The sequence below is a fragment of the Zhongshania antarctica genome (assembly GCF_014202945.1).
In the GTDB taxonomy this organism is placed as follows: Bacteria; Pseudomonadota; Gammaproteobacteria; order Pseudomonadales; family Spongiibacteraceae; genus Spongiibacter; species Spongiibacter antarcticus.
Map to the genome: position 1 here is coordinate 450087 of NZ_JACHHW010000001.1, position 20570 is coordinate 470656.

General features: G+C 52.5%; 18 protein-coding genes. 16 read left to right on the plus strand and 2 right to left on the minus strand.

Annotation, left to right across the window (positions count from 1 at the left end):
- Positions 1-5 precede the first annotated feature (5 nt).
- The 6 genes from map (at position 6) to dapD (ending at position 6824) form a co-directional block, all read left to right on the plus strand.
- Positions 6-803, plus strand: a complete 798-nt coding sequence (map, locus tag HNQ57_RS02050) for a type I methionyl aminopeptidase (RefSeq protein ID WP_184460945.1) — start codon at positions 6-8, stop codon at positions 801-803.
- Positions 800-3469 carry a [protein-PII] uridylyltransferase gene (locus HNQ57_RS02055; RefSeq protein ID WP_184460946.1) on the plus strand — a complete coding sequence of 890 codons (2670 nt, stop codon included), beginning with the start codon at positions 800-802 and terminating at the stop codon, positions 3467-3469. The genes map and HNQ57_RS02055 overlap by 4 nt, the downstream gene beginning before the upstream one ends.
- Positions 3466-4671 carry a succinyldiaminopimelate transaminase gene (dapC, locus tag HNQ57_RS02060; protein WP_184460947.1) on the plus strand — a complete coding sequence of 402 codons (1206 nt, stop codon included), beginning with the start codon at positions 3466-3468 and terminating at the stop codon, positions 4669-4671. The genes HNQ57_RS02055 and dapC overlap by 4 nt, the downstream gene beginning before the upstream one ends.
- Complete coding sequence (gene nth, locus HNQ57_RS02065) at positions 4665-5318, plus strand: endonuclease III (protein ID WP_184460948.1); 654 nt, start codon at positions 4665-4667, stop codon at positions 5316-5318. The genes dapC and nth overlap by 7 nt, the downstream gene beginning before the upstream one ends.
- Before the next feature lie 88 nt (positions 5319-5406).
- The gene (locus HNQ57_RS02070) at positions 5407-5766 is read left to right on the plus strand and encodes an ArsC family reductase (RefSeq protein WP_184460949.1); all 360 of its coding nucleotides are present in this window, start codon (positions 5407-5409) and stop codon (positions 5764-5766) included.
- A gap of 20 nt (positions 5767-5786) precedes the next feature.
- Positions 5787-6824, plus strand: coding sequence for a 2,3,4,5-tetrahydropyridine-2,6-dicarboxylate N-succinyltransferase (gene dapD, locus HNQ57_RS02075; protein ID WP_184460950.1), 1038 nt, complete (start codon positions 5787-5789; stop codon positions 6822-6824).
- 52 nt (positions 6825-6876) lie between these two features.
- Here the strand turns inward: dapD and HNQ57_RS02080 are convergent, their stop codons facing one another.
- Positions 6877-7314 (minus strand): PaaI family thioesterase, encoded by a 438-nt coding sequence (locus HNQ57_RS02080; protein ID WP_184460951.1) that lies wholly within the window; start codon positions 7312-7314, stop codon positions 6877-6879.
- Between the two features lie 223 nt (positions 7315-7537).
- Here HNQ57_RS02080 and HNQ57_RS02085 point away from each other — a divergent pair, with 223 nt between their 5' ends.
- A complete protein-coding gene (locus tag HNQ57_RS02085) occupies positions 7538-9901 on the plus strand; it encodes a TonB-dependent receptor (RefSeq protein WP_184460952.1) in 2364 nt (787 codons plus the stop codon).
- A 45-nt stretch (positions 9902-9946) separates the two neighbouring features.
- Here the strand turns inward: HNQ57_RS02085 and HNQ57_RS02090 are convergent, their stop codons facing one another.
- Positions 9947-10855: a LysR substrate-binding domain-containing protein gene (locus tag HNQ57_RS02090; RefSeq protein WP_184460953.1), complete on the minus strand. Its 909-nt coding sequence runs from the start codon at positions 10853-10855 to the stop codon at positions 9947-9949.
- A gap of 97 nt (positions 10856-10952) precedes the next feature.
- On the opposite strand from HNQ57_RS02090, the gene HNQ57_RS02095 reads away from it, so the two are divergent.
- From HNQ57_RS02095 to HNQ57_RS02135, 9 genes are all read left to right on the plus strand, one after another.
- Positions 10953-11819, plus strand: coding sequence for a sterol desaturase family protein (locus tag HNQ57_RS02095; protein ID WP_184460954.1), 867 nt, complete (start codon positions 10953-10955; stop codon positions 11817-11819).
- Between the two features lie 67 nt (positions 11820-11886).
- On the plus strand, positions 11887-13371 hold the full coding sequence (locus HNQ57_RS02100; RefSeq protein WP_184460955.1) for a flavin-containing monooxygenase: 1485 nt from the start codon (positions 11887-11889) through the stop codon (positions 13369-13371).
- Positions 13368-15179, plus strand: a complete 1812-nt coding sequence (locus tag HNQ57_RS02105; RefSeq protein WP_184460956.1) for an arylsulfatase — start codon at positions 13368-13370, stop codon at positions 15177-15179. Before HNQ57_RS02100 ends, HNQ57_RS02105 begins: the two co-directional genes overlap by 4 nt.
- Before the next feature lie 36 nt (positions 15180-15215).
- Positions 15216-16121: an alpha/beta hydrolase gene (locus HNQ57_RS02110; protein ID WP_184460957.1), complete on the plus strand. Its 906-nt coding sequence runs from the start codon at positions 15216-15218 to the stop codon at positions 16119-16121.
- Between the two features lie 125 nt (positions 16122-16246).
- Positions 16247-17101, plus strand: coding sequence for a type 1 glutamine amidotransferase domain-containing protein (locus HNQ57_RS02115; protein ID WP_184460958.1), 855 nt, complete (start codon positions 16247-16249; stop codon positions 17099-17101).
- 37 nt (positions 17102-17138) lie between these two features.
- Entirely contained in the window at positions 17139-17573 is a 435-nt protein-coding gene (locus HNQ57_RS02120) for a hypothetical protein (RefSeq protein ID WP_184460959.1), read from the plus strand.
- 9 nt (positions 17574-17582) lie between these two features.
- Positions 17583-19418, plus strand: a complete 1836-nt coding sequence (locus HNQ57_RS02125; RefSeq protein WP_184460960.1) for an arylsulfatase — start codon at positions 17583-17585, stop codon at positions 19416-19418.
- Positions 19411-19851, plus strand: a complete 441-nt coding sequence (locus HNQ57_RS02130) for a DUF1330 domain-containing protein (protein ID WP_184460961.1) — start codon at positions 19411-19413, stop codon at positions 19849-19851. The genes HNQ57_RS02125 and HNQ57_RS02130 overlap by 8 nt, the downstream gene beginning before the upstream one ends.
- A gap of 25 nt (positions 19852-19876) precedes the next feature.
- Positions 19877-20518, plus strand: a complete 642-nt coding sequence (locus HNQ57_RS02135; protein WP_184460962.1) for a glutathione S-transferase family protein — start codon at positions 19877-19879, stop codon at positions 20516-20518.
- Positions 20519-20570: the final 52 nt, after the last annotated feature.

Consider the following 20570-nt stretch of genomic DNA (forward strand, 5'->3'; position numbering starts at 1 on the left):
TATTTATGAATGTAAGCATTAAAACCCCCGAACAAATTGCCGCCATGCGCATTGCTGGCCGCCTTGCCGCAGATGTCCTTGAAATGATTACCCCCTATGTAAAGCCAGGCATCAGCACCGGCGAGCTTGACCAAATTTGTCACGACTATATTGTTAATGTTCAAGACGCCATCCCCGCGCCCCTAAACTACAACGGTTTTCCCAAGTCAGTGTGCACCTCGTTGAACGAAGTGATCTGTCACGGCATCCCGTCAGACAGCAAAGTGATAAAGGACGGCGATATCCTAAATATCGACGTCACGGTCATCAAAGACGGCTGGCACGGCGACACCAATCGCATGTTTTATGTTGGCAATGTGCCTGAGCACGCCAAGCGCCTGTGCGTCGTCGCTCAAGAATGCTTATATCAAGCCATCGAAATCGTTCGCCCCGACTGCAAACTCAGCGATATCGGCACTATTATTGCCAAGCACGCCCGCGGCAAACACTACAGCGTAGTTGAAGAATACTGCGGCCATGGCATTGGCCTGGTCTTTCACGAAGATCCGCAGGTTCTGCATTATGGCGAGGGCTATAACCGCCGCAACGACCTGGTATTAAAAGAAGGCATGACATTTACCATCGAACCCATGATCAATGCGGGCAAAAAGCACACCAAACTCAATATGAAAGACGGCTGGACAGTAACCACCAAAGACCGCCGCCTTTCGGCCCAATGGGAACACACCATGGCAGTGACCAGCGATGGCGTAGAAGTTTTAACGGCGCGACCTGACGAACCTTTTTACCAGGAGTCCAAATGAGTAATTTGGTTCTACCGGATGCCCAGTTCCTAAGCCAGCAAGCCCCAAACACCAGCAAACCCATCAAGGTATACAAGACCTACCTAAAAGAATTAGCCAAAGACCTTAAAGAGCGCTTTGAAGCCAAAGAAAGCATTCGTGAACTGGTGGCATTGCGCTCAGCTCGCATCGACGCCCTATTGCAAAATATTTGGGCCAGCTACCAATGGCAGAATGACATCAGTCTAATCGCGGTTGGCGGTTATGGTCGAGGTGAACTACACCCCTACTCCGATATCGATTTACTGATTCTGACCACCGATGACGCCGGTGACTACCGCGACAATATTGAAAGCTTAATCACCCTCCTATGGGATATTAATCTTGAGATCGGCCACAGCGTCAGAACCATTACCCAGTGCTGTAAAACCGCCGCCGAAGACATTACCGTTGCCACCAACTTAATGGAGTCACGCCCACTGGCGGGTAACGACGTCCTGCACACCGAGCTAATGGCGCTAGTTGGACCCGATCAAATTTGGCCTAGCAGCGAATTTTTCCGCGCCAAGTGGGATGAGCAAATCCACCGCCATCGCAAATTCGCCAACTCAGAATACAATCTGGAGCCCAACGTCAAAAGCTCCCCCGGCGGCCTACGCGACATCCAGATGATTGGCTGGGTGGTAAAGCGGCATTTTGGCGCCCAGTCTATTGACGAATTATTAGAGCGCCAATTCCTCAGCCAAGACGAATTAGACACGCTAAAAGAAGGCCAAGATTATTTATGGCGCGTTCGCTTTGCACTGCATCTACTAGGCGGCCGCGAAGAAGACCGCCTCTTATTTGATCATCAGCGCACTCTTGCAGAATCCTTTGGTTTTACCGACGGCAACGGCAAGCTTGCCGTTGAACAGTTTATGCAGCAGTACTATCGCTGGGCCATGCACCTTGGCGAACTTAACGACGTGCTCATGCAGCATTTTGATGAGACCATACTGCGCGCCTGCGAGGCTGAAACCGTACTCGAGATAAACCCGCGTTTTCGCATTCGCAATGGCCATATAGAAGCCGCAAACGACAAAGTCTTTAGTAAAACGCCCTCAGCACTCATGGAAATTTTTGTGCTCATGGCCAATCACGAAGGCATTGACGGCGTCAGGGCTAGTACCATCCGCCTCATCCGCAAGTCGCGCCATTTGATCGACGACCGCTTTCGCGCCGACCCAAAGAACAAACGCTATTTTCTGGAGTTACTGCGCTCACCGAATCGAGTCGCCCTGAATTTACGGCGCATGAAACGCTTTCGCATTCTCGGCAAGTTTATTCCGGCCTTTGCCCACATCGTCGGCCAGATGCAGCACGACCTCTTCCATATCTATTCGGTCGACGCCCATACTTTAGAGCTAATCAAAAATATTAGCCGCTTCCGCTACCCCAGCATGGTGGCGCAGTACCCCATGGCCTGCCGGATAATGCAGCGCTTACCCAAGCACGAGCTACTGTATCTCGCTGGCTTATTTCACGACATCGCCAAAGGCCGTGGCGGCGACCACTCCAGCCTTGGCGCGGTAGATGCCAGAGAGTTTTGTGAATATATCGGTCTCAACAAGCGCGACGGTAATTTAGTCGCGTGGTTGGTCGAAAAGCACCTTGAGATGTCCTCAGTATCCCAGCGCAAAGATATTCAAGACCCCGAAGTCATTCGCGATTTTGCCCTAACCATGGGCGACATCCAGCACTTGGATTATCTGTTCTGCCTGACCGTAGCCGACATCAACGCCACCAACCCCACCCTGTGGACGTCCTGGCGCGCCTCGCTAATGCGCCAGCTCTACGCCGAAACTCGGCGCGCACTGCGCAGAGGCTTAGAAACCCCCATCGACAAACAAGAGTGGATTGACGAAACCCAAGCGGGCGCCATCGAAAAACTCGAAGACTACGGCTTCACCGAAACCGAAATCCGCACCCTGTGGGCCGACACCGGCGAAGACTATTTTATTCGCGAACAGATCGATGACATCGTTTGGCATACCCGCGCAATCGCGCAGCGGACCAAATCCAGCGCCAGCGTGGTCCTGGTCAAGGAAGGCGGCTTACTTGACCACGAGGGAGCCACCCAGATTTTCGTTCACACCCGGGCTCGGGGCGGGCTGTTTGCCCTTCTCGCGGAGGCTTTAGAGCAACTTGACCTTAGCATTCAGGATGCGCGTATCTACAATAGCGGCACTGGCTTCACCCTAGATACCTTTTATGTGCTCGGCGCCGATGGCGAATCCATTGGCGACAATCCCAGCCGGATCGCTCATATTATTGAGTTCATGCAGGAACACCTAGAACACCCCGAGCGTTTCCCTGCCACGATTGAGCGCCGTACGCCGCGACAAATGCGTTTGTTCTCAATACCCACGCGCACCAGCATGGCCACCGACCTTAACAAGGGCCACACCGTGCTCGAGGTCATCACCCCAGATAGACCGGGATTACTGGCGCGTTTGGCGCGAATATTCAATCAATACGATATTCGTCTGCAAAACGCCAAAATTGCCACCCTTGGCGAGCGGGTTGAAGACGTGTTTTTTATTACAGACGAAAATCAGCGGCCAATTGACGACCCCAAGCTCTGCGAAGAAATTCAGCAGGCCATTTGCCGAGAACTAGACGAAAAAGCGAGCAGCATTACCGTATGAACCCCAATTTGACGGCTCTACAGGCCTACCCCTTTGAAAAATTGCGCGCCTTATTTGCCGACATACGCACTCCCGCAATGGCCCATATTGCACTGTCTATCGGTGAGCCCAAGCACGCCTCACCAGATTTTGTCGCCAATGCCATTAAGGATAATATCGACAAGCTCAGTAACTACCCCACCACCAAAGGCATTCCAGAGCTAAGGCAAGCCATTGCCCATTGGGCAACTCAGCGCTTTAGCTTAAGCACGCTCGACCCAGAGACCGAAATACTGCCGGTTAACGGCACCCGCGAAGCGCTATTTGCCTTTGCCCAAACCGTGGTCGCACCCAGCCCCGACGCACTCGTGTGCAGTCCCAACCCTTTTTACCAAATTTATGAAGGCGCAGCATTACTGGCCGGGGCCCAACCCGAGTTCCTAGCCTGCCGCGTAGAAAACAACTTTATCCCGGACTTTGCGGCGGTCAGCCCCGACGTGTGGCAGCGCTGCCAACTGCTTTTTATCTGCACTCCGGGTAATCCCAGCGGTGCCGTAATGAGCAGCGCGCAATTAAAAGCGCTTATCGCGCTGGCCGATCAATACGACTTTGTGATTGCCAGCGATGAATGCTATTCCGAACTGTATTTTGACGAAGCTAGTCCGCCCCCCGGCCTACTGCAAGCTTGCGCCGAACTTGGCCGCAATGACTACGAGCGCTGTGTGGTCTTTCATAGCCTGTCAAAGCGCTCTAACCTGCCGGGCTTACGCTCTGGCTTCGTGGCGGGCGACGCCACAATCCTCAAAGATTTCCTGCTCTACCGCACCTACCACGGCTGCGCCATGCCGGTGCAACACCAGTTGGCCAGCGTTGCCGCGTGGAACGACGAAGCTCACGTTAAAGCCAACCGCGACCTCTATCGTCAGAAATTTGCCGAGGTACTGGATATTCTGGACGGCTGCTTAGATGTTAGTCAGCCCGATGCCTCATTCTATTTGTGGGCCAAAACCCCGATCAGCGACACCGAGTTCGCCAAGGGCCTTTTCGAACAGCAACATGTCACGGTATTGCCCGGCAGCTATTTATCTCGCGAAGTCGACGGCTACAATCCCGGAGCGAACTACGTGCGCATGGCGCTGGTGGCTGAAGCCGCCCAATGCGCCGACGCCGCCCACCGCGTAAAAGCCTATGTGCAAAGTTTAAAAGAGCGTGGCGCATGTTAAAGAAAGAACGCGCCGCATTCATTGAAAAACGCCTGCAAGAGCTGTATCCGGAACAGCTCATTCCACTAGACCACAAAGACCCCTACACCCTCTTGGTTGCGGTTTTGTTGTCGGCCCAGTGCACCGATGCGCGGGTAAACCAAATTACCCCCGCGCTATTTGAATTGGCCGACAATCCCTTTGATATGGCCGTGCAAAATGTGGAGGTTATCCGCCAAATCATCCGCCCCTGCGGCTTGTCGCCACAAAAATCCAGCGCCATAAAACGCCTGTCAGAAATTCTGGTCGAAAAGTTTAACGGCGTTGTTCCCCAAGATATGGCGGCACTGGAAACCCTGCCCGGCGTCGGTCACAAAACCGCCAGCGTGGTAATGTCCCAGGCCTTTGGCGTGCCCGCCTTCGCCGTCGACACTCATATTCACCGCTTGGCCCAGCGCTGGGGCCTGACAAACGGCAAAAACGTGGTGCAAACCGAGAAAGACCTCAAATCCCTCTTCCCCAAGGAAAAGTGGAACCCGCTACACCTGCAAATTATTTTTTATGGCCGCGAGTACTGCAGCGCCAGAGGCTGCGACGGCACGGTGTGCGAGATATGCACCACTTTGTACCCCAAGCGCAAAAAGCCGCCAACAGTGTACAAACCTTAGTAGACGACATGGCGCCGTGAACCACAGGCCAGAATTTGTTATCCTTAGCGGCTGAATTTTTCAGCCCACATGCAACAAGAGCAGAACCATGAGCACCACACTCTACGGCATTAAAAATTGCGATACCGTGCGCGCCGCGCGCCGCTGGCTAGAAACGCACAACGTCGACTTTAGCTTTCAGGATGTTCGCGACACCCCGTTAACGGCGTCACAGCTAAAAACCTGGCTACAAGTATTGGGCGTAGACGCGCTAGTCAATAAACGCAGTACCACATGGAAACAACTCAGCCCCGCGCAACGCGATGGGCTAAACCCAGACACAGCTATTGCCCTACTTTTGGAACACCCGACCCTAATGAAACGCCCCCTGCTCGACACCGGCAGCGAGCTACACCTCGGCTTTAAGGCCGAGCATTATCAGTCACTGTTCACTCATCACACCCTTTAAGCCATTTAAGAGACCTTACAATGACTCAAGCACACTTCGCACTCGGCCTCGGCCTCGGCACCCAAAATCGCAAAGGCGAGTGGTTAGATACCTTCTATGCCCAGCCCGTACTCGCCCCAGCCGCCAAAATGGTCGACGCCATCCTTAGCGTTATTGAGCCTGTCGAAGGCAATACCGCCAGCGCAGTAACAAAAGACCAAATGGCGCAGATCGCTGAAGCCCTAAAGGCTGCAGGCAACAAAGACCAAGCGGAACTCGCGGTGCAGTTGGCCAGCGGCAGCCAACCCTTAGTCGTTACCCTGCTCGCCACCGACGACGCGCCAAGCTCAGTACCTGAAGGCTATTTAAAACTGCATTTGCTATCACACCGTTTGGTAAAGCCTCACAGTATTAACCTAACCGGCCTCTTCGGCGCACTGCCCAATGTGGCGTGGACCAATAAGGGCGCGGTTGATATCAGCGAGCTCAAGGGCCGTCAGCTCGATGCGCGCCTTCGCGGTGAAATGCTCGAAGTGATGTCCGTAGACAAATTCCCCAAGATGACAAACTACGTTGTGCCAAGTGGCGTGCGCATTGCCCACACCGCGCGGGTTCGTCTTGGCGCCTACCTCGGTGAAGGCACCACCATTATGCACGAAGGCTTCGTCAACTTTAACGCGGGCACCGAAGGACCGGGAATGATTGAAGGCCGGATTTCAGCGGGCGTGATGGTTGGTGCGGGTTCCGACCTCGGCGGCGGCTGCTCAACCATGGGCACCTTGTCTGGCGGCAATAATATTATTATCTCGGTAGGCAAAGAATGCCTCATCGGCGCCAATGCTGGCGTTGGCATTCCGCTGGGTGATCGCTGCACAATTGAAGCCGGCCTGTACATCACTGCCGGATCGGTACTCACCATCATCGACGCCGATGGCGCGGTTGCTGGCACGACTAAGGCGCGCGAATTGTCTGGTCAGTCTGACTTGCTGTTCCGTCGCAACTCTAAAAATGGCGCGATTGAGGTATTAACCAATAAATCCGCTATCGCCCTTAACGAGATGCTTCACGCGCACAACTAAGCGCAGTTCACTGTGCTCTAGCGCCCCTTGGCGCTAGAGCTAGCCTTGCCAACTACTCGCCATAGCCCATCGCATCGTTTAAGCGCATTTTGCTGCGCACAAATATGCCATTGCCACGACCCACCTCATTACCGTCACTATCATAAACAACCGCCTCAACAATAAATTGCGATTTAGTGCGATTAACAACTTTGCCCACGGATCTCAAACGACCCTCAGACACCGGCCTTGTCAAATAGGTGGTGAATGACGTCGTCAACACAAAGTAATCGGGCTCTAATGAGTTCGCTGCAAAAAACGCCGCATCGTCGAGCATTTTAAAATACACCGAGCCGTGCACCGCTCGAGCGGAGTGGAATAGCTTTTCCGACACCGCTATCGAAATCTCAGACTCACCCTCGGTAACGCCTATTTCAGGCAAGTAAAAGGCATTCACCGGCGCCGCTTTATACATTGTTTCAAGTGCACGGTAATGGGTTTCATTGTTCATATCTAGGTTTCCTATGTGCTACCGGCCTTTCGCCGCGCCATACATTCCAGTGGTATTCGTCGCCAAAGGCTCAAGGCCAAAACAGCGACCACATAAATATAACATAATTACTGCCAATACTTTACTTCTTGCCCCATTGTGGTAGTTTGCATCTTAGATCTGTTCGGTAAATATAAAAATTATAAGTCCGGCGCGCTTAAGAGCGCCTTTTCTGGAACTCAATATGTATAAAAATAAGCCAAGTGTTAGCTTCTCTCTACGGCCACTGGTATTCGGTATATCCGCTGCCTTACTCGGACCCGCGGCTGCGACCTCAGCCGCTCAGCTCGAAGAGGTCATCGTCACGGCCCAAAAGCGCGCCGAAGACATGCAGACCGTCCCCGTCTCGGTGTCCGCCTTAACAGCCGACCAGCTTGCCGATATTGGTTTTAATGACATTAGCGATATCGCCGCGCAAGTGCCGTCGCTTATCGTACTCACCAATATTAGCCCGCTAGCCACCACCTTCAGAATTCGCAATATCGGCAACGCCGGTAACATCCCCAATTTTGAGCCGGCGACTGGCCTGTTTATCGACGGTGCCTTTCGGTCTCGCTCAGGCATTGGTATGGGCGACTTGGTGGATGTGAGTTCCGTTGAAGTCTTAAAAGGCCCCCAGAGTACCTTACACGGTAAAAACGTCACCGCCGGGGTGATTAGCGTCGCAACGCAGGGCCCAACTGAAAACTTTGAAGCCATGGCGGAAGTCAGCTTTGGCAGCGATAACCTGAAACAGATAAAAGCCTATGTGAGCGGGCCCTTTAGCGACTCAGTCGCAGGTCGACTCAGCATCGTCGACACCGGCCGAAGCGAGTTAATTGAGAACGCAGCGGGCCCCAAAAGCGAAGGTTTGAACGGCTACGCGATTCGCGGCCAGTTGCGCATGGACTTTAGCGACGCGCTGTATGGCCGCCTCATTGTGGGTTACGCCGACAAAGACATGAACACCACAACTGGCGATGTATTTTTGAGTGACGCCAGCAGGCGAATCTTAAGGAACGCCGGCGCTAGTCTAACCATCCCCAACGACCCCTCTGACAGACTCATCGAATACAGCGAAGGCAGCGGCTATATTGGCGATTCCAACGACATTATTTTCACATTGGAATACAGTGGCGATGGTTATTCATTAACCTCAATAAGCAGTTACGATGACTACGACGGCCTGACTATTCTCAGTGATGTCGAGCAGACGAGCTTACTCCTCGCCGATTTTAACGACCGCCAAGCGGGCGAGTCACTGTCTCAGGAGTTCCGGATCGCATCAGACACCGAAAGCCCGTTCAGCTGGCTCGCGGGTACCTTTGTTTTTACCAATGAGTTCCGTCGCGGCGACAAAGACCTACCTGAGTTCCTAGCCCAACAAGACATAGAAGAGTATGGCGCAGCACTCGCTGGGGAATTGATCACAAGAGGTGTACTGCCCATTAATCTCTCCCCCCTCGCATTGCCACTACTCGGTGTCGAGGGCGATCGAGGCGATTATGACATCACTCAAGACACCGATAGTTTTGGCTTGTTTACCAAATTCGATTACGAGTTTAGTGATGCTTGGAAGGCGGCCCTTGGTCTGCGTTATTCCTATGAGAAGAAAGCCGGTGTGGTGATTCAAACCACCGAGCTGTCTGCGCTCGGCTGCGTTCCACCTTTAAATACCAACCTAATCTGTCTCGTTACCCCCGACGGCAATAATTTCGACGATTCCCAAAGCTTCGACGCCATCACCGGCTCCATATCCAGCAGCTATTTTGTGAATGCCGACACCATGTTTTACGGTGTGATATCCACCGGCTTTAAAGCGGGTGGTTTCAGCTTACAAAACGGCACCGCGACTGACGAAATGCGTCCCTTCGGTGAAGAGGAAGTTATCAACTTTGAACTGGGCGCCAAAACCGAGTTCTTAGACCGCCGCGCACGGGTCAACGCGTCGGTGTTTCACACCGAATATAAGAATTTCCAGAATGCCAGTTTTGCCGGTTTGGTTTTCATCATCAACAATGCTGAACTTGTTACTGTTGACGGTATCGAGGTTGACTCGACCATCATCCTCACCGAAAACATGTCGACGACCATCAATTTCGCCTATATCGACACCGTTTTCGACAGCTACGATGGCGGTCAGTGCTACTACGGCCGCGAACCAGATAACGACTTAGGACAGTGTATTTTAGATGGCGAGGAGCTGGCCTCCGCCACCAAACTCAAAGGCAATATCGCCATTAACTGGCGCTATCCCGTTGGCAGTGGCGACATCTACACCCGCATGGACTACGCCTACTCCGGCGCAGCCAATGCCAGTTCGGCGCTAGACCCACGCTTTGACCAACCGGCGTCAAATACCCTCAACCTCAGGCTCGGCTGGCGAAATAGCAATATTGACGTCGCCTTCTGGGGGCGGAATCTCACCGACGAAATCGATATCGACCAAGTCGCCCCCGCCAATATCTTTACCACTATCGACACCCGCGTTGGCTCGCCAGTCGGCTCATACCAAGCCTTTACTAGCCAGCCCTTATCGCTGGGCTTAACCGCCCGCTACACCTACTAAACCGGTCGGCAATCACGACACAGGCAGCCTTACGGCCGCCTGTAGTCAAACACACTCCATGATCAATGCTTTTAGCCAGTTGTGGCCCTTGTCTTGACTCATGGCGCGGTGCCAAATTAAATAGATTGGCAGCGACGGTAAGCCGAGGGGCAACTTGAATATTTTTAGCCGGTCTTTATACAAAAAGAACTCCGCCATTGGCCTGGGAACAATAGCAATGCCGTCAGACTGCATCACCACGGTTGGCACCGCAATATACTGATTCACTTCAGTGAGTATCTTGCGAATGCCGCCCTGCTCTTCCATAAACTGCTGAAGCAGCTCACGGCGGTCGCTGCCAAAACTCATGACGATGTGCTTTTCATCGAAAAACTGCTTGGTACTGATCGACGACTTTGCACCTAAACGAGGATGATCTCGACGGGCAATCACCACGATTTCTTCAGGTTTGAATTCGCAGTAATCCAAACGTTTGTCCTGCGGCGAGATAAAGTCAAAACAAAAATCAATCTTGCCGTCCTTAAGTGATTCAAGGCCGGTTTCCTGGTCATCTAAGTGGGAGTAAATACTGATATCGGTTTGCACCTGATTTACTTTCTCAAGAATACGCGGCAATAAATTCAACTCACCGTAACGGCCAAAGGCAATTTTAAAGACGCGATCTGACTCCGTCGGCTCAAAATACTTATTCGAATCCAGCGTGTCGCGAATTTTGAGCAAAACCTCTTGAATCGGCCCCGCTATCTCAATGGCTCTAGCCGTCGGCTTCATGCCATTGCGGGTGCGAATAAACAGCTCATCGTCAAAGGTCTGCCGCAGTCGTTTAAGAGCGTGGCTAGTCGCCGGCTGGGTCATGTGTAGCTGCTGCGCCGCCTTCGACATTTGGCCGTGACTCATTATGGCATCAAAGATGGTCAGTAGATTGAGATCAACGGATCGTAAATTAAGTTTCATGCATATCACTTATACTTTTATTGAATTGTACTAATATTATCAAATTGCTTAAGGTCTCACCATGGCAACACTGTTTGAGACGAGACCGAGGCCCTAAATGGACAATGTGGAAAATGGCTATACCAATTGGTCACTCGGGATAATTGTCTTTTTCATCTTGTATGAAATAGCCAAAGGCGCCACCAAAAATGGTAAAAAAATTGGCAAAGACTGGCAGATGTTGGGCATCGCTGTCACCTGGCTGCACTTTATAGAGCGGCCGCTATTAATACTGTGTAGCTTTGGTCTTTACACCCTAGTGATGCCTGAGTATGCCGGCGCATTGGCGTGGATTGAAGATCAACATCTGATTGCCGGCATCATTGGCTTTGTCATGATCGACGAGTTCCTACATGGCTGGGTACATAATTTTTCGCACTCGCGCACCCCAAAGAATCCTATGCTCGCCAAATTACAGCGCTGGTATAAGGTCACCCACAGAACCCACCATTTACACGGTGGCGCCGATAATCGCGGCGAGCTAGGCGTAAGCCAAACTATCGTTGTCGGCTGGGGCTGGGCTTTTACCCTACCCAATTACTGGTTTGGTTATCTCTGTCTGTACCTTGGTCTATTCCACGTCTGGGCCATTGGCACCGCCATTAAGAGCATTTGGGGAATCCACACCCACGCCAATCTCGACTACGACTTAAAGCTGTTAAATCACCCAAATCCGATCATCGCTAAAACCATGTATGCGCTTTGCCATATACTGACCTTTCCAACCCAGCACCATCACCATCACAGCCGCAGCCCCACTTCGGCCTGCAATCTACAAAATATGCTGGCGCTCTACGATTGGCTGCTCTGGAAAAAACTCGCGATTGAATTTGAGCGCCCAAAAATTTACGGCTGGCGCAAAAATGAAAAAGAAGAAAACAGCGTGCTCTACCGCTATTTTTATCGGCCGCTCAACAAGGGCTAGCAATACACTCTCAAAAATAACGCCCTAAAGCGACTCTAACGCGGGCCAGAATTGGATTAATAGAATAATGGATACGTCGACAACAAAGACTTCTGCAGAGAACAAAATTGCGTTTCACGAGACCATTGTTATCGGCGCGGGCGTTTCCGGCATTTGCGCGGCAATCAAACTCCGTGAAGCCAAGGTCGATTTTATTGTGCTGGAAAAAGCCCGGGAAGTCGGTGGTGTCTGGCGCGAGAACATCTATCCCGACTGCGCCTGCGATGTGCCCTCGGCCTTGTATTCATACTCGTTTGCGCCAAATCCAAATTGGAGCCGTGTTTTTGCCAGCCAAGACGAAATAAAGGCCTACACCCAAGACACCGTAAAACGCTTTAGTATTAACGAATACATCCACTTCAACTGCACCCTTAACAAGTGCGAATGGCAGGAAGCCGATAAATGCTGGCAGCTGGAAACCAGCGCCGGCGTGTATCGTGCACGTTTTGTGATTATGGCCTGCGGACCAATGCACATACCGCTGATACCGCATATTAAGGGCATCGAGACCTTTCCGGGCACTTCATTCCATTCTGCAACCTGGGACGCAGATTACGATTTAAGCGGCAAGCGCGTTGCCGTCATTGGCTCCGGTGGTTCGGCCATTCAGTTTTTGCCCGCGATCCAGCGCAAGGTAAAGGAGATCACACTATTCCAACGCACGCCGCCTTGGGTGCTACCCAAAGTCGACACCAAGATATCGGATCGCTGGCGGACTATTTTTACGCGCCTCCCCTTTACCCAAAAATTATTCAGAAAAATACTTTTTTTCCAGTTTGAATTTCTCAATCACAATCTCAAAAACAAATGGTTCTCCCAACGTTTAGAAACAGCGGCGGTCAAACACATTGCCCGAGGCGTCAAAGACGAGACCCTGCGAGAAAAACTAAAGCCCGATTATTCACTCGGCTGCAAACGCATACTGCTGTCAAACAACTGGTATAAGGCCCTCGGCAAGGACAATGTCGAAGTAGTACCAGGCATCACCGAAATTCAAGGCAATAAGCTAATTGCCAGCGACGGTTCCAGCTGCGAGGTTGACGTCATTATTTATGGCACGGGTTTTGAAGTTTCTGATCCGCCAATTGGCAAACTCATCTATGGTCGCAATGGCCGCAGCCTGTCTAAGCAGTGGGCGGGATCGCCGTCGGCCTACCTAGGCACTATGGCCGAAAACTGCCCTAACTTGTTTTTAACCTTAGGCCCAAACCTCTACACCTACACCTCGGCCTTTGTGATTATTGAAGCCCAAGTGAAATATATTCTCAGCGCCATCACCAAGGCCCGCAAAAAGAAAATTGCGACAATTTCTGTTGATGGCGACACCAGCGCAAAACTAAATAAAGACCTACAAAACGCCCTGCAAGGCACGGTTTGGAATAGTGGCTGTGCCAGTTACTTTATTGATAAAACCGGGCGCAATAGCGTGAACTGGCCTTGGACAACCATGAAAATGCAGCGCCGCTTGCGCAGGATCAAACTCGCCGATTTCCAAATAGAGAAACACCAATGAACGCCGCACGCTGGTCCACGGCAAAACTCGTTTTAGTCTGGCTTGGTCTTAATTTTAGCCTTGGCATAGCCAATGGCCACGCCGCGCAAGGGGATAGCAGCGGCAGCGCCCTTGCCGCTAAGCCGCCGAATATTGTTCTTATTCTCGCCGACGATCTCGGCTTTAGCGACACCGCACCCTACGGCAGTGAAATTCAAACGCCCACTATCTCAGCCCTCGCTGACATGGGCATGCAATTCACCAACTACCATACCGCCGCGAATTGCGCGCCCTCACGGGCAATGCTACTCACCGGCGTCGACAGCCACCGCAACGGTGTGCCCAATATTCCAGAGACCATTCCACCAGAGCAAAAACGTCACCCCCACTACCAAGGCACCCTAGACACCAAGCTGCTTACCGTCGCCCAGGCGCTGCAAGCAGCGAGCTACCACACCTATATGGCGGGTAAATGGCATCTGGGCAATGCCCCCTCGGAATTGCCCAGCCAGCGCGGTTTCGAGCGAAGCTTTGCCCTCGGCGCTACCGGTGCCGACAACTGGGAGGACAAACCCTACCTGCCAATTTACGACCGCGCCGAATGGTTCGCCGATGGCAAAGAAACCACGCTGCCAGACAAATTTTATTCATCAGAATTTCTGGTGGATAAAACCATCGAATTTATCGACTCTAATATACAAGACGCAAAACCCTTCTTTGCCTACATTCCCTTCCAAGCCGTGCACATCCCCGTGCAAGCGCCGCAGGAATTCACCGACAAATACGCGGATGCCTACCACGATGGCTGGCAAGCACTGCGCGAAGCGCGGCAGGCAAAACTAAAGGCGCTGGGCATCGTGCCAATGAACAGCAATATGGTGCAAATGAGCACCATGGGCGACTGGGATACGCAGACAGAAGAACAAAAACGCTATCAAGCAAAACGCATGGCCGTGTATGCGGGCATGGTCGACGCCATGGATTTTCACATTGGTCGCCTTGTCTCGCATTTAAAAGCGATAGGTGAATTTGACAATACCGTGTTTATTTTCACATCAGACAACGGCAGCGAAGCCACTGGTCACAATAATTCCCGCAATTTCTACGGCCGCGCGCTGGTTAAGTTTCTTGGCTACCGGAACGACTACGATACCCTTGGCCTAAAAGGCAGCATGAATACCATTGGCCCGAGCTTTGCCAGCGCCGCAGCCTCACCGTTAGCCTACTATAAATTTTACGCCGGTGAAGGCGGTATGCGGGTGCCACTTATAATCGCGGGTAAGCCTCTGCAATTAAAACAAAAAACCATCAGCACTAGCTTCAGCTTTGTTACTGATATTACACCGACTATTATCGAGATCGCCGGCACCGAGATTGTTAGCGACGCCAAAGCACTCATCATAGGCCGGAGCCTGCTACCCCATATTAAAGGGGAGGCCGAAACTGTCTATGGCCCAGACGACGCTGTGGGTTATGAGCTAGGCGGCAACGCGGCGCTGTTTCGTGGCGATTACAAGCTAGTCAAAATAAACGGCAAGATCGCCGACGGCCAATGGCATTTATACAATATCGCCAAAGACCCTGGCGAGACCAAAGACTTAAGCAGTGCAATACCAGAACTACGCGCCGCGATGCTGGTTCAATACCAGCAGTACGCCAAAGACAATCACGTGTTAGACATGCCCACTGGCTACGACCATGAGCGCCAGGGCATCATTAACGGCATCAACGCCCGGCTACCCAATCTGCGCGTTTACGCTAGTGTTATCAGCGCCCTGGTAATACTCTTGGTAACAGTAAGAATAATTCGTGCCCGCCGCAGGCAGTAGCAGGCCATACCCGAATTCGACACTTGAGGTTTCAATATGAGCTGGCAGAATTTTATTCTCAGCGCTGTCATCCGCCGTCGCCAAAGCGGCACAATGAAATTAACGCCGGAGCACCGATTCAAACGTCAAAGAAAGTTTATGGCGATGGCTATCGGCAAGCCCAACCCCGCAGTTACCAGCAAGGCAGATAAGATCAGCGGCGTCGCGGTTGAGTGGCTCGTACCCAAGGGCCTCGACAGTAGCCCGAGTGCGCCAGTGTGCGTTTACTACCACGGCGGCGCCTTCATTATGGGCGGTATGAATAGCCACCGCCACATGTGCAGCCAACTTGCCGTAGACGCGAATATCGCGGTGCTCATGGTCGACTACCGGCTCGCCCCCGAACACCCCTACCCAGCCGCAACTGAAGATGCCGTCGCGGTCTATTTGGCACTGATCGACGCGGGCTATTCAGCGGCAAAAATAATCATCGCCGGCGACAGCGCTGGCGGCAATCTGGCGCTCACCACCTTGCAAAAACTGCGTGACGAAGATCAACCAAGCCCGGCCGGCGCCATACTGTATTCACCATGGCTAGATTTAAGCCACAACAGTGAATCCTTCACAGACAATGCGCACAGCGATGTACTACTCAACCAAACCCTGCTCGACGAAGCCGTGGCCATGTACGCCCCCGAATTGTCCCGCGAAGACCCCCGCATTTCGCCGCTATTCGGCAATGTTGCCGAGCTGCCGCCGCTATTCATTATTGCCAGTGGCGTCGAAGTATTACTGGACGACGCCAAGCGCCTACAGCAAATTATCGAACATCAAGACGGCAATAGCACCTACCTGGAATGGCCAAAATCACCCCATGCCTTTCCTGTAATGAGCGGTTTTTTGCCCGAGGCGCGGGCAGCCCTAAAACAGTCAGCCGCCTTTATTAGCAAGCATATTGCCTAGGCAGAACCCTCACTTTCGTGCGCGGCCACGCTTATCCATGGCTAGCCGCCCACGCTTCCATAATGAGACCATCTATTATATATTGGCACACCAAGTGTCATTATATGAGCCGAACGGATCACATCATGAAAAACAAAATAATTATTACCGTCGCAATACTGATTAGCGTTGCAGCCCTAAGCCGTTTAGCCCTACCCACAGCCCTCCACAAAGCTGGCCTGCACCCAGACTACAACGGCCCGCGCTATGACATCGCCGCTGGTAAAAAAGCCCTTATCATCGGCAGCAATCATGCAACACTGAATGCACCGGGCAAAACCGACGGTGATGCGACGGGCGTCGCCATCTCGGAAATAAGCCACCCCTACTACAGCTTTTTAGAGGCCGGTATGCAGGTAGACGTTGCCAGCATTAACGGTGGCAATATCCCCGTCGACCCGATGAGTCTCAAGTTTTTTATTATCAGCGAGCACGACGAGCGCTACCTTGAAGACCCAACGCTACAAGCAAAAATGCAGAATTCCCTCGCCGTGGCCAACCTTGATATGCGCCAGTACGATGTTGTTTTTATAGCTGGAGGTTGGGGCGCAGCCTATGATCTCGGCTATTCGCCAGAACTCGCCAGTAAAATAAGCGAGGCCTACTACGCCGAACACCAGCCGGTAATCGCCGGGGTTTGCCACGGCGTGCTCGGACTCATCAATGCAAAAGACCGCGACGGTCACCTGCTTATAGCGGGCCGCCGGATGACCGGCGTGACCGACAAGCAAATAAAAGAACTGGGCGTTGCCATAACACCACTGCACCCCGAAACCGAACTCAAAAAGGCCGGCGCCAAATTTGAGGCTAAAACCGCCTTTCGCGACTTTTTTGCCACGCATGTGGTCGTCGACGATGAAAAACGCTTTGTCACTGGTCAGAACCAAAATTCCGGGCTAGAAGCTGCTCATAAGGTGCTCATGCTGCTCGCCCAAAAATAAGCATGACGATAAAAAATAAATCTGTTAGGAGATCACTGTGAAAAACACCCTAGGCTCAAAAATACTGCGCGCAATTGTGTGTATTCCCGCCATTATTTTTATCGTCACCGGTCTGCAATTTCTCTTAGATCCGGCAGCAGCGGTAAAGCAGTTCGGTATGCCCTTATTAGACGGTGTCGGTCGCAGCAGCCAAATCGGTGATATGGCAGGGTTTTTCCTGACCTGCGGACTATGTGTGCTCATTGCCGTGAGTACCGGCAAACGCGTGTGGTTTTATCCCGCCGCAATGCTCACCAGCATCACCGCCATGGGCAGAATACTGGCATGGCTGCTCCACGACGCCGCGCTGGCGATAAACCTAATTGTCCCCGAAATTATTTTCACCACATTATTTCTGTTTGCCGCCAGCCGTCTGTCTGCGCCCGGCGCGCCCAGTAACGTCGTCAGCCAAGCCACGTCAGACTCCGAGTGAGGCCAGCGCATGTTCACTAACACTTTACGACCCCTAGCCAACGCCTTGCTGCGCCATACCGTCGCTACCGCGCTTATCGCTGGACTCTGCACGCATGTCTCGGCGACTGTGGCGGCCGAACACACTAGCAAACACCCGAATATTGTCCTGATCTTGGCCGACGACTTAGGCTTTACCGACAGCGCGCCCTACGGCAGCGAAATCAGCACCCCCGCATTATCTGAGCTCGCCGACAACGGCATTAAATTCACCAATTACCACACCGCCGCCAACTGCGCGCCGACACGCGCCATGCTCCTGACGGGTGTCGACAATCACCGCGCAGGCGTGTCCAATATTCCAGAGATGGTGCCCCCAGAACTACAAAGCCACCCCCACTACCAAGGCACCCTCGGCAATAATATTGTGACGGTGGCGACACTGCTTCAAGACGCGGGCTACCACACCTACATGGTGGGTAAATGGCACTTAGGCGCCACGCCCGATCTGCTGCCCAGCAGTCGCGGCTTTGAGCGCACCATTACCCTGGCCGACTCCGGCGCCGACAACTGGGAACAGAAACCCTATTTAGCCATTTACGAAAAAGCCAATTGGTTTGCCGACGGCGAGCGCTACACTCTGCCCGAGGATTTTTACTCCTCGCAGTTTATCGTCGACAAAACCATCGAATTTATCGCCAGCAATGCGGCAGACAATGCGCCGTTCTTTGCCTACCTTCCTTTTCAAGCGGTACACATGCCGGTACAAGCCCCACAAGAATTTATCGACCGTTATATGGGCGTGTACGACATGGGCTGGACGGCACTGCGAGAACAGCGCTTACAGCGCGCCGTCGCACTTGGTATTGTGCCGCAAAGCACTGCGACCACAATTATGAACACCACCAAAGACTGGGAGAAACTCAGCGCTGACCAAAAGCGCTATGAGGCCAAGCGCATGGCTGTTTACGCCGCCATGGTCGAAGCCATGGACTTCCACATCGCGCGCTTAGTTACGCATTTAAAGCAGACAGGCCAATACGACAATACCATTTTCATTTTTGCCTCCGACAACGGCAGCGAGGCAACCGGCCCAGCCAATGCCCAAGCCGCAGCACTGCGCTTTGCGCTGCGCCAACAGGGGTATAGCAACGACTACGACACCCTCGGCCTCAAGGGCAGCTTTAATTCCCTGAGCCCCAGCTTTGCCAGTGCCTCTGCCTCGCCACTTGCCTATTACAAGTTTCACACTGGCGAGGGCGGCATGCGGGTGCCACTGATTATTGCCGGTCAACCCATTGCCGCCAAACGGCAAATCAGCCATGCCTTTTCATTTGTTACCGATATCACTCCGACTATTCTGGAGTTAACGGGGGTAACACCACCCCAAGTAAAGCATGGCAAGCTGCGCTATGGTGGCCGCGAAGTCGAAGCCATGATTGGTCGCAGTTTATTGCCGCTAATACGAGGCGACGTTGAGCGTCACTACGGTGACGCCGACGAAGACGCCGTGGGCTATGAACTGGCTGGGCACGCAGCACTGTTTCTTGGCGACTACAAACTGGTGCTCAACAAGCCGCCGGTCGGTGACAACCAATGGCATTTGTACAATATTGCTACTGATCCCGGCGAGACCACCGACCTAAGTGGCGTTGACGCCCCACGCCTACAAAGAATGCTTAATCTGTATCAACAGTACGAAAAGCGCAACGACATCCAAGTGATGCCAGCCGGTTTTGTCGGTGCCCGCCAAGTGGCCCTTAATGGTCTGCGCGACCGCTTTGACGCCCAGATTATTATCGGCATTATCACCCTTATCATTCTGACGTCTTTCTACGCAATTTATCGGCAAAACAACTATGAGTGAAACCCTGCACATCGACTCAATCGAACCCAGTGCCGAACAGCTAAAAGCCCTGCAGGCAATCGATCCAGAAGGCCCGTTTCACTTTGTGAATTTTCTGGCGTTTAAAGACCACGCTGAATATCCGGCGGAGCACAAACTGGCAAACGCTGCGCTCAGCGGCAGCGACGCCTACGACAAATACGGCGCCGTCGCTCTTCAACAAATTATTCAACGGGGCGGACGACTCATCACCCTAAATACGGTTGAACTCGAAGTGATTGGATCGCCTGGTCCTTGGCATCGTGTTGCCACCATGGAGTACCCGAATATTGCGGCCTTTCTTGGAATGATCGCAGACCCTGACTACCAAAAAGCCTTAGTCCATCGCAATGCGGGCCTCAAAGACACCATCGTGTTAGTGACAAGGCCACAACTCAAAGCGCCCAATGGATAAGTGGGCTACCACTAGGAGAGAAATAATGATTAAAGTTTATGGTGTACACGGTTCACCCTTCGTTCGCAAAGTGCTTATTGCGCTAGACATAAAAGGCATTCCCTATGAAGTCGTTCAGCAAATGCCCTTTTCTCGCGACGCCGAATACCTCAAAATCAACCCTCTCGGCAAAGTGCCCGCGCTGGTAGACGACGATCTCACCCTGTGCGACTCAAAAGTCATTTGCCAGTATTTAGAAGATGCCTATCCCGAGGTAGCACTCTACCCCAAAAATCCTAAGGAACGAGCACGCGCACACTGGTACGAAGACCTCTGCGCCGGTCGCGTAGCCGAGCTTGCCTCGGGCATATTCTTCCAGCGCTTTATGCGGCCCTTTATCCTCAAGCAAGAAGCCGACGAAGTACTGGTCGCCAAAATCATCGACCGCGATCTACCGCCAATGCTCGATTATTTAGAATCGCAAATCCCTGCTGACGGCTTTATTTTCGGCGATTTCATGATGGCCGACCTCAGCGTCATCAGTCCCTTTATAAACGCAGGCTACGCTGGTTACCAAGTCGATGCGGCACGTTGGCCAGCCGTGGCTGGGCTAATTGCGCGAGTAAAACAACAGCCGCAGGTTAAGGCGGTGTTGGAACTTGAGGCTAAGGCTTTGGGATTAGGATAATTTATTAAACCGGCTAAAGTCTCATCTTTTACTTCTATGTAAAGATTGAGAC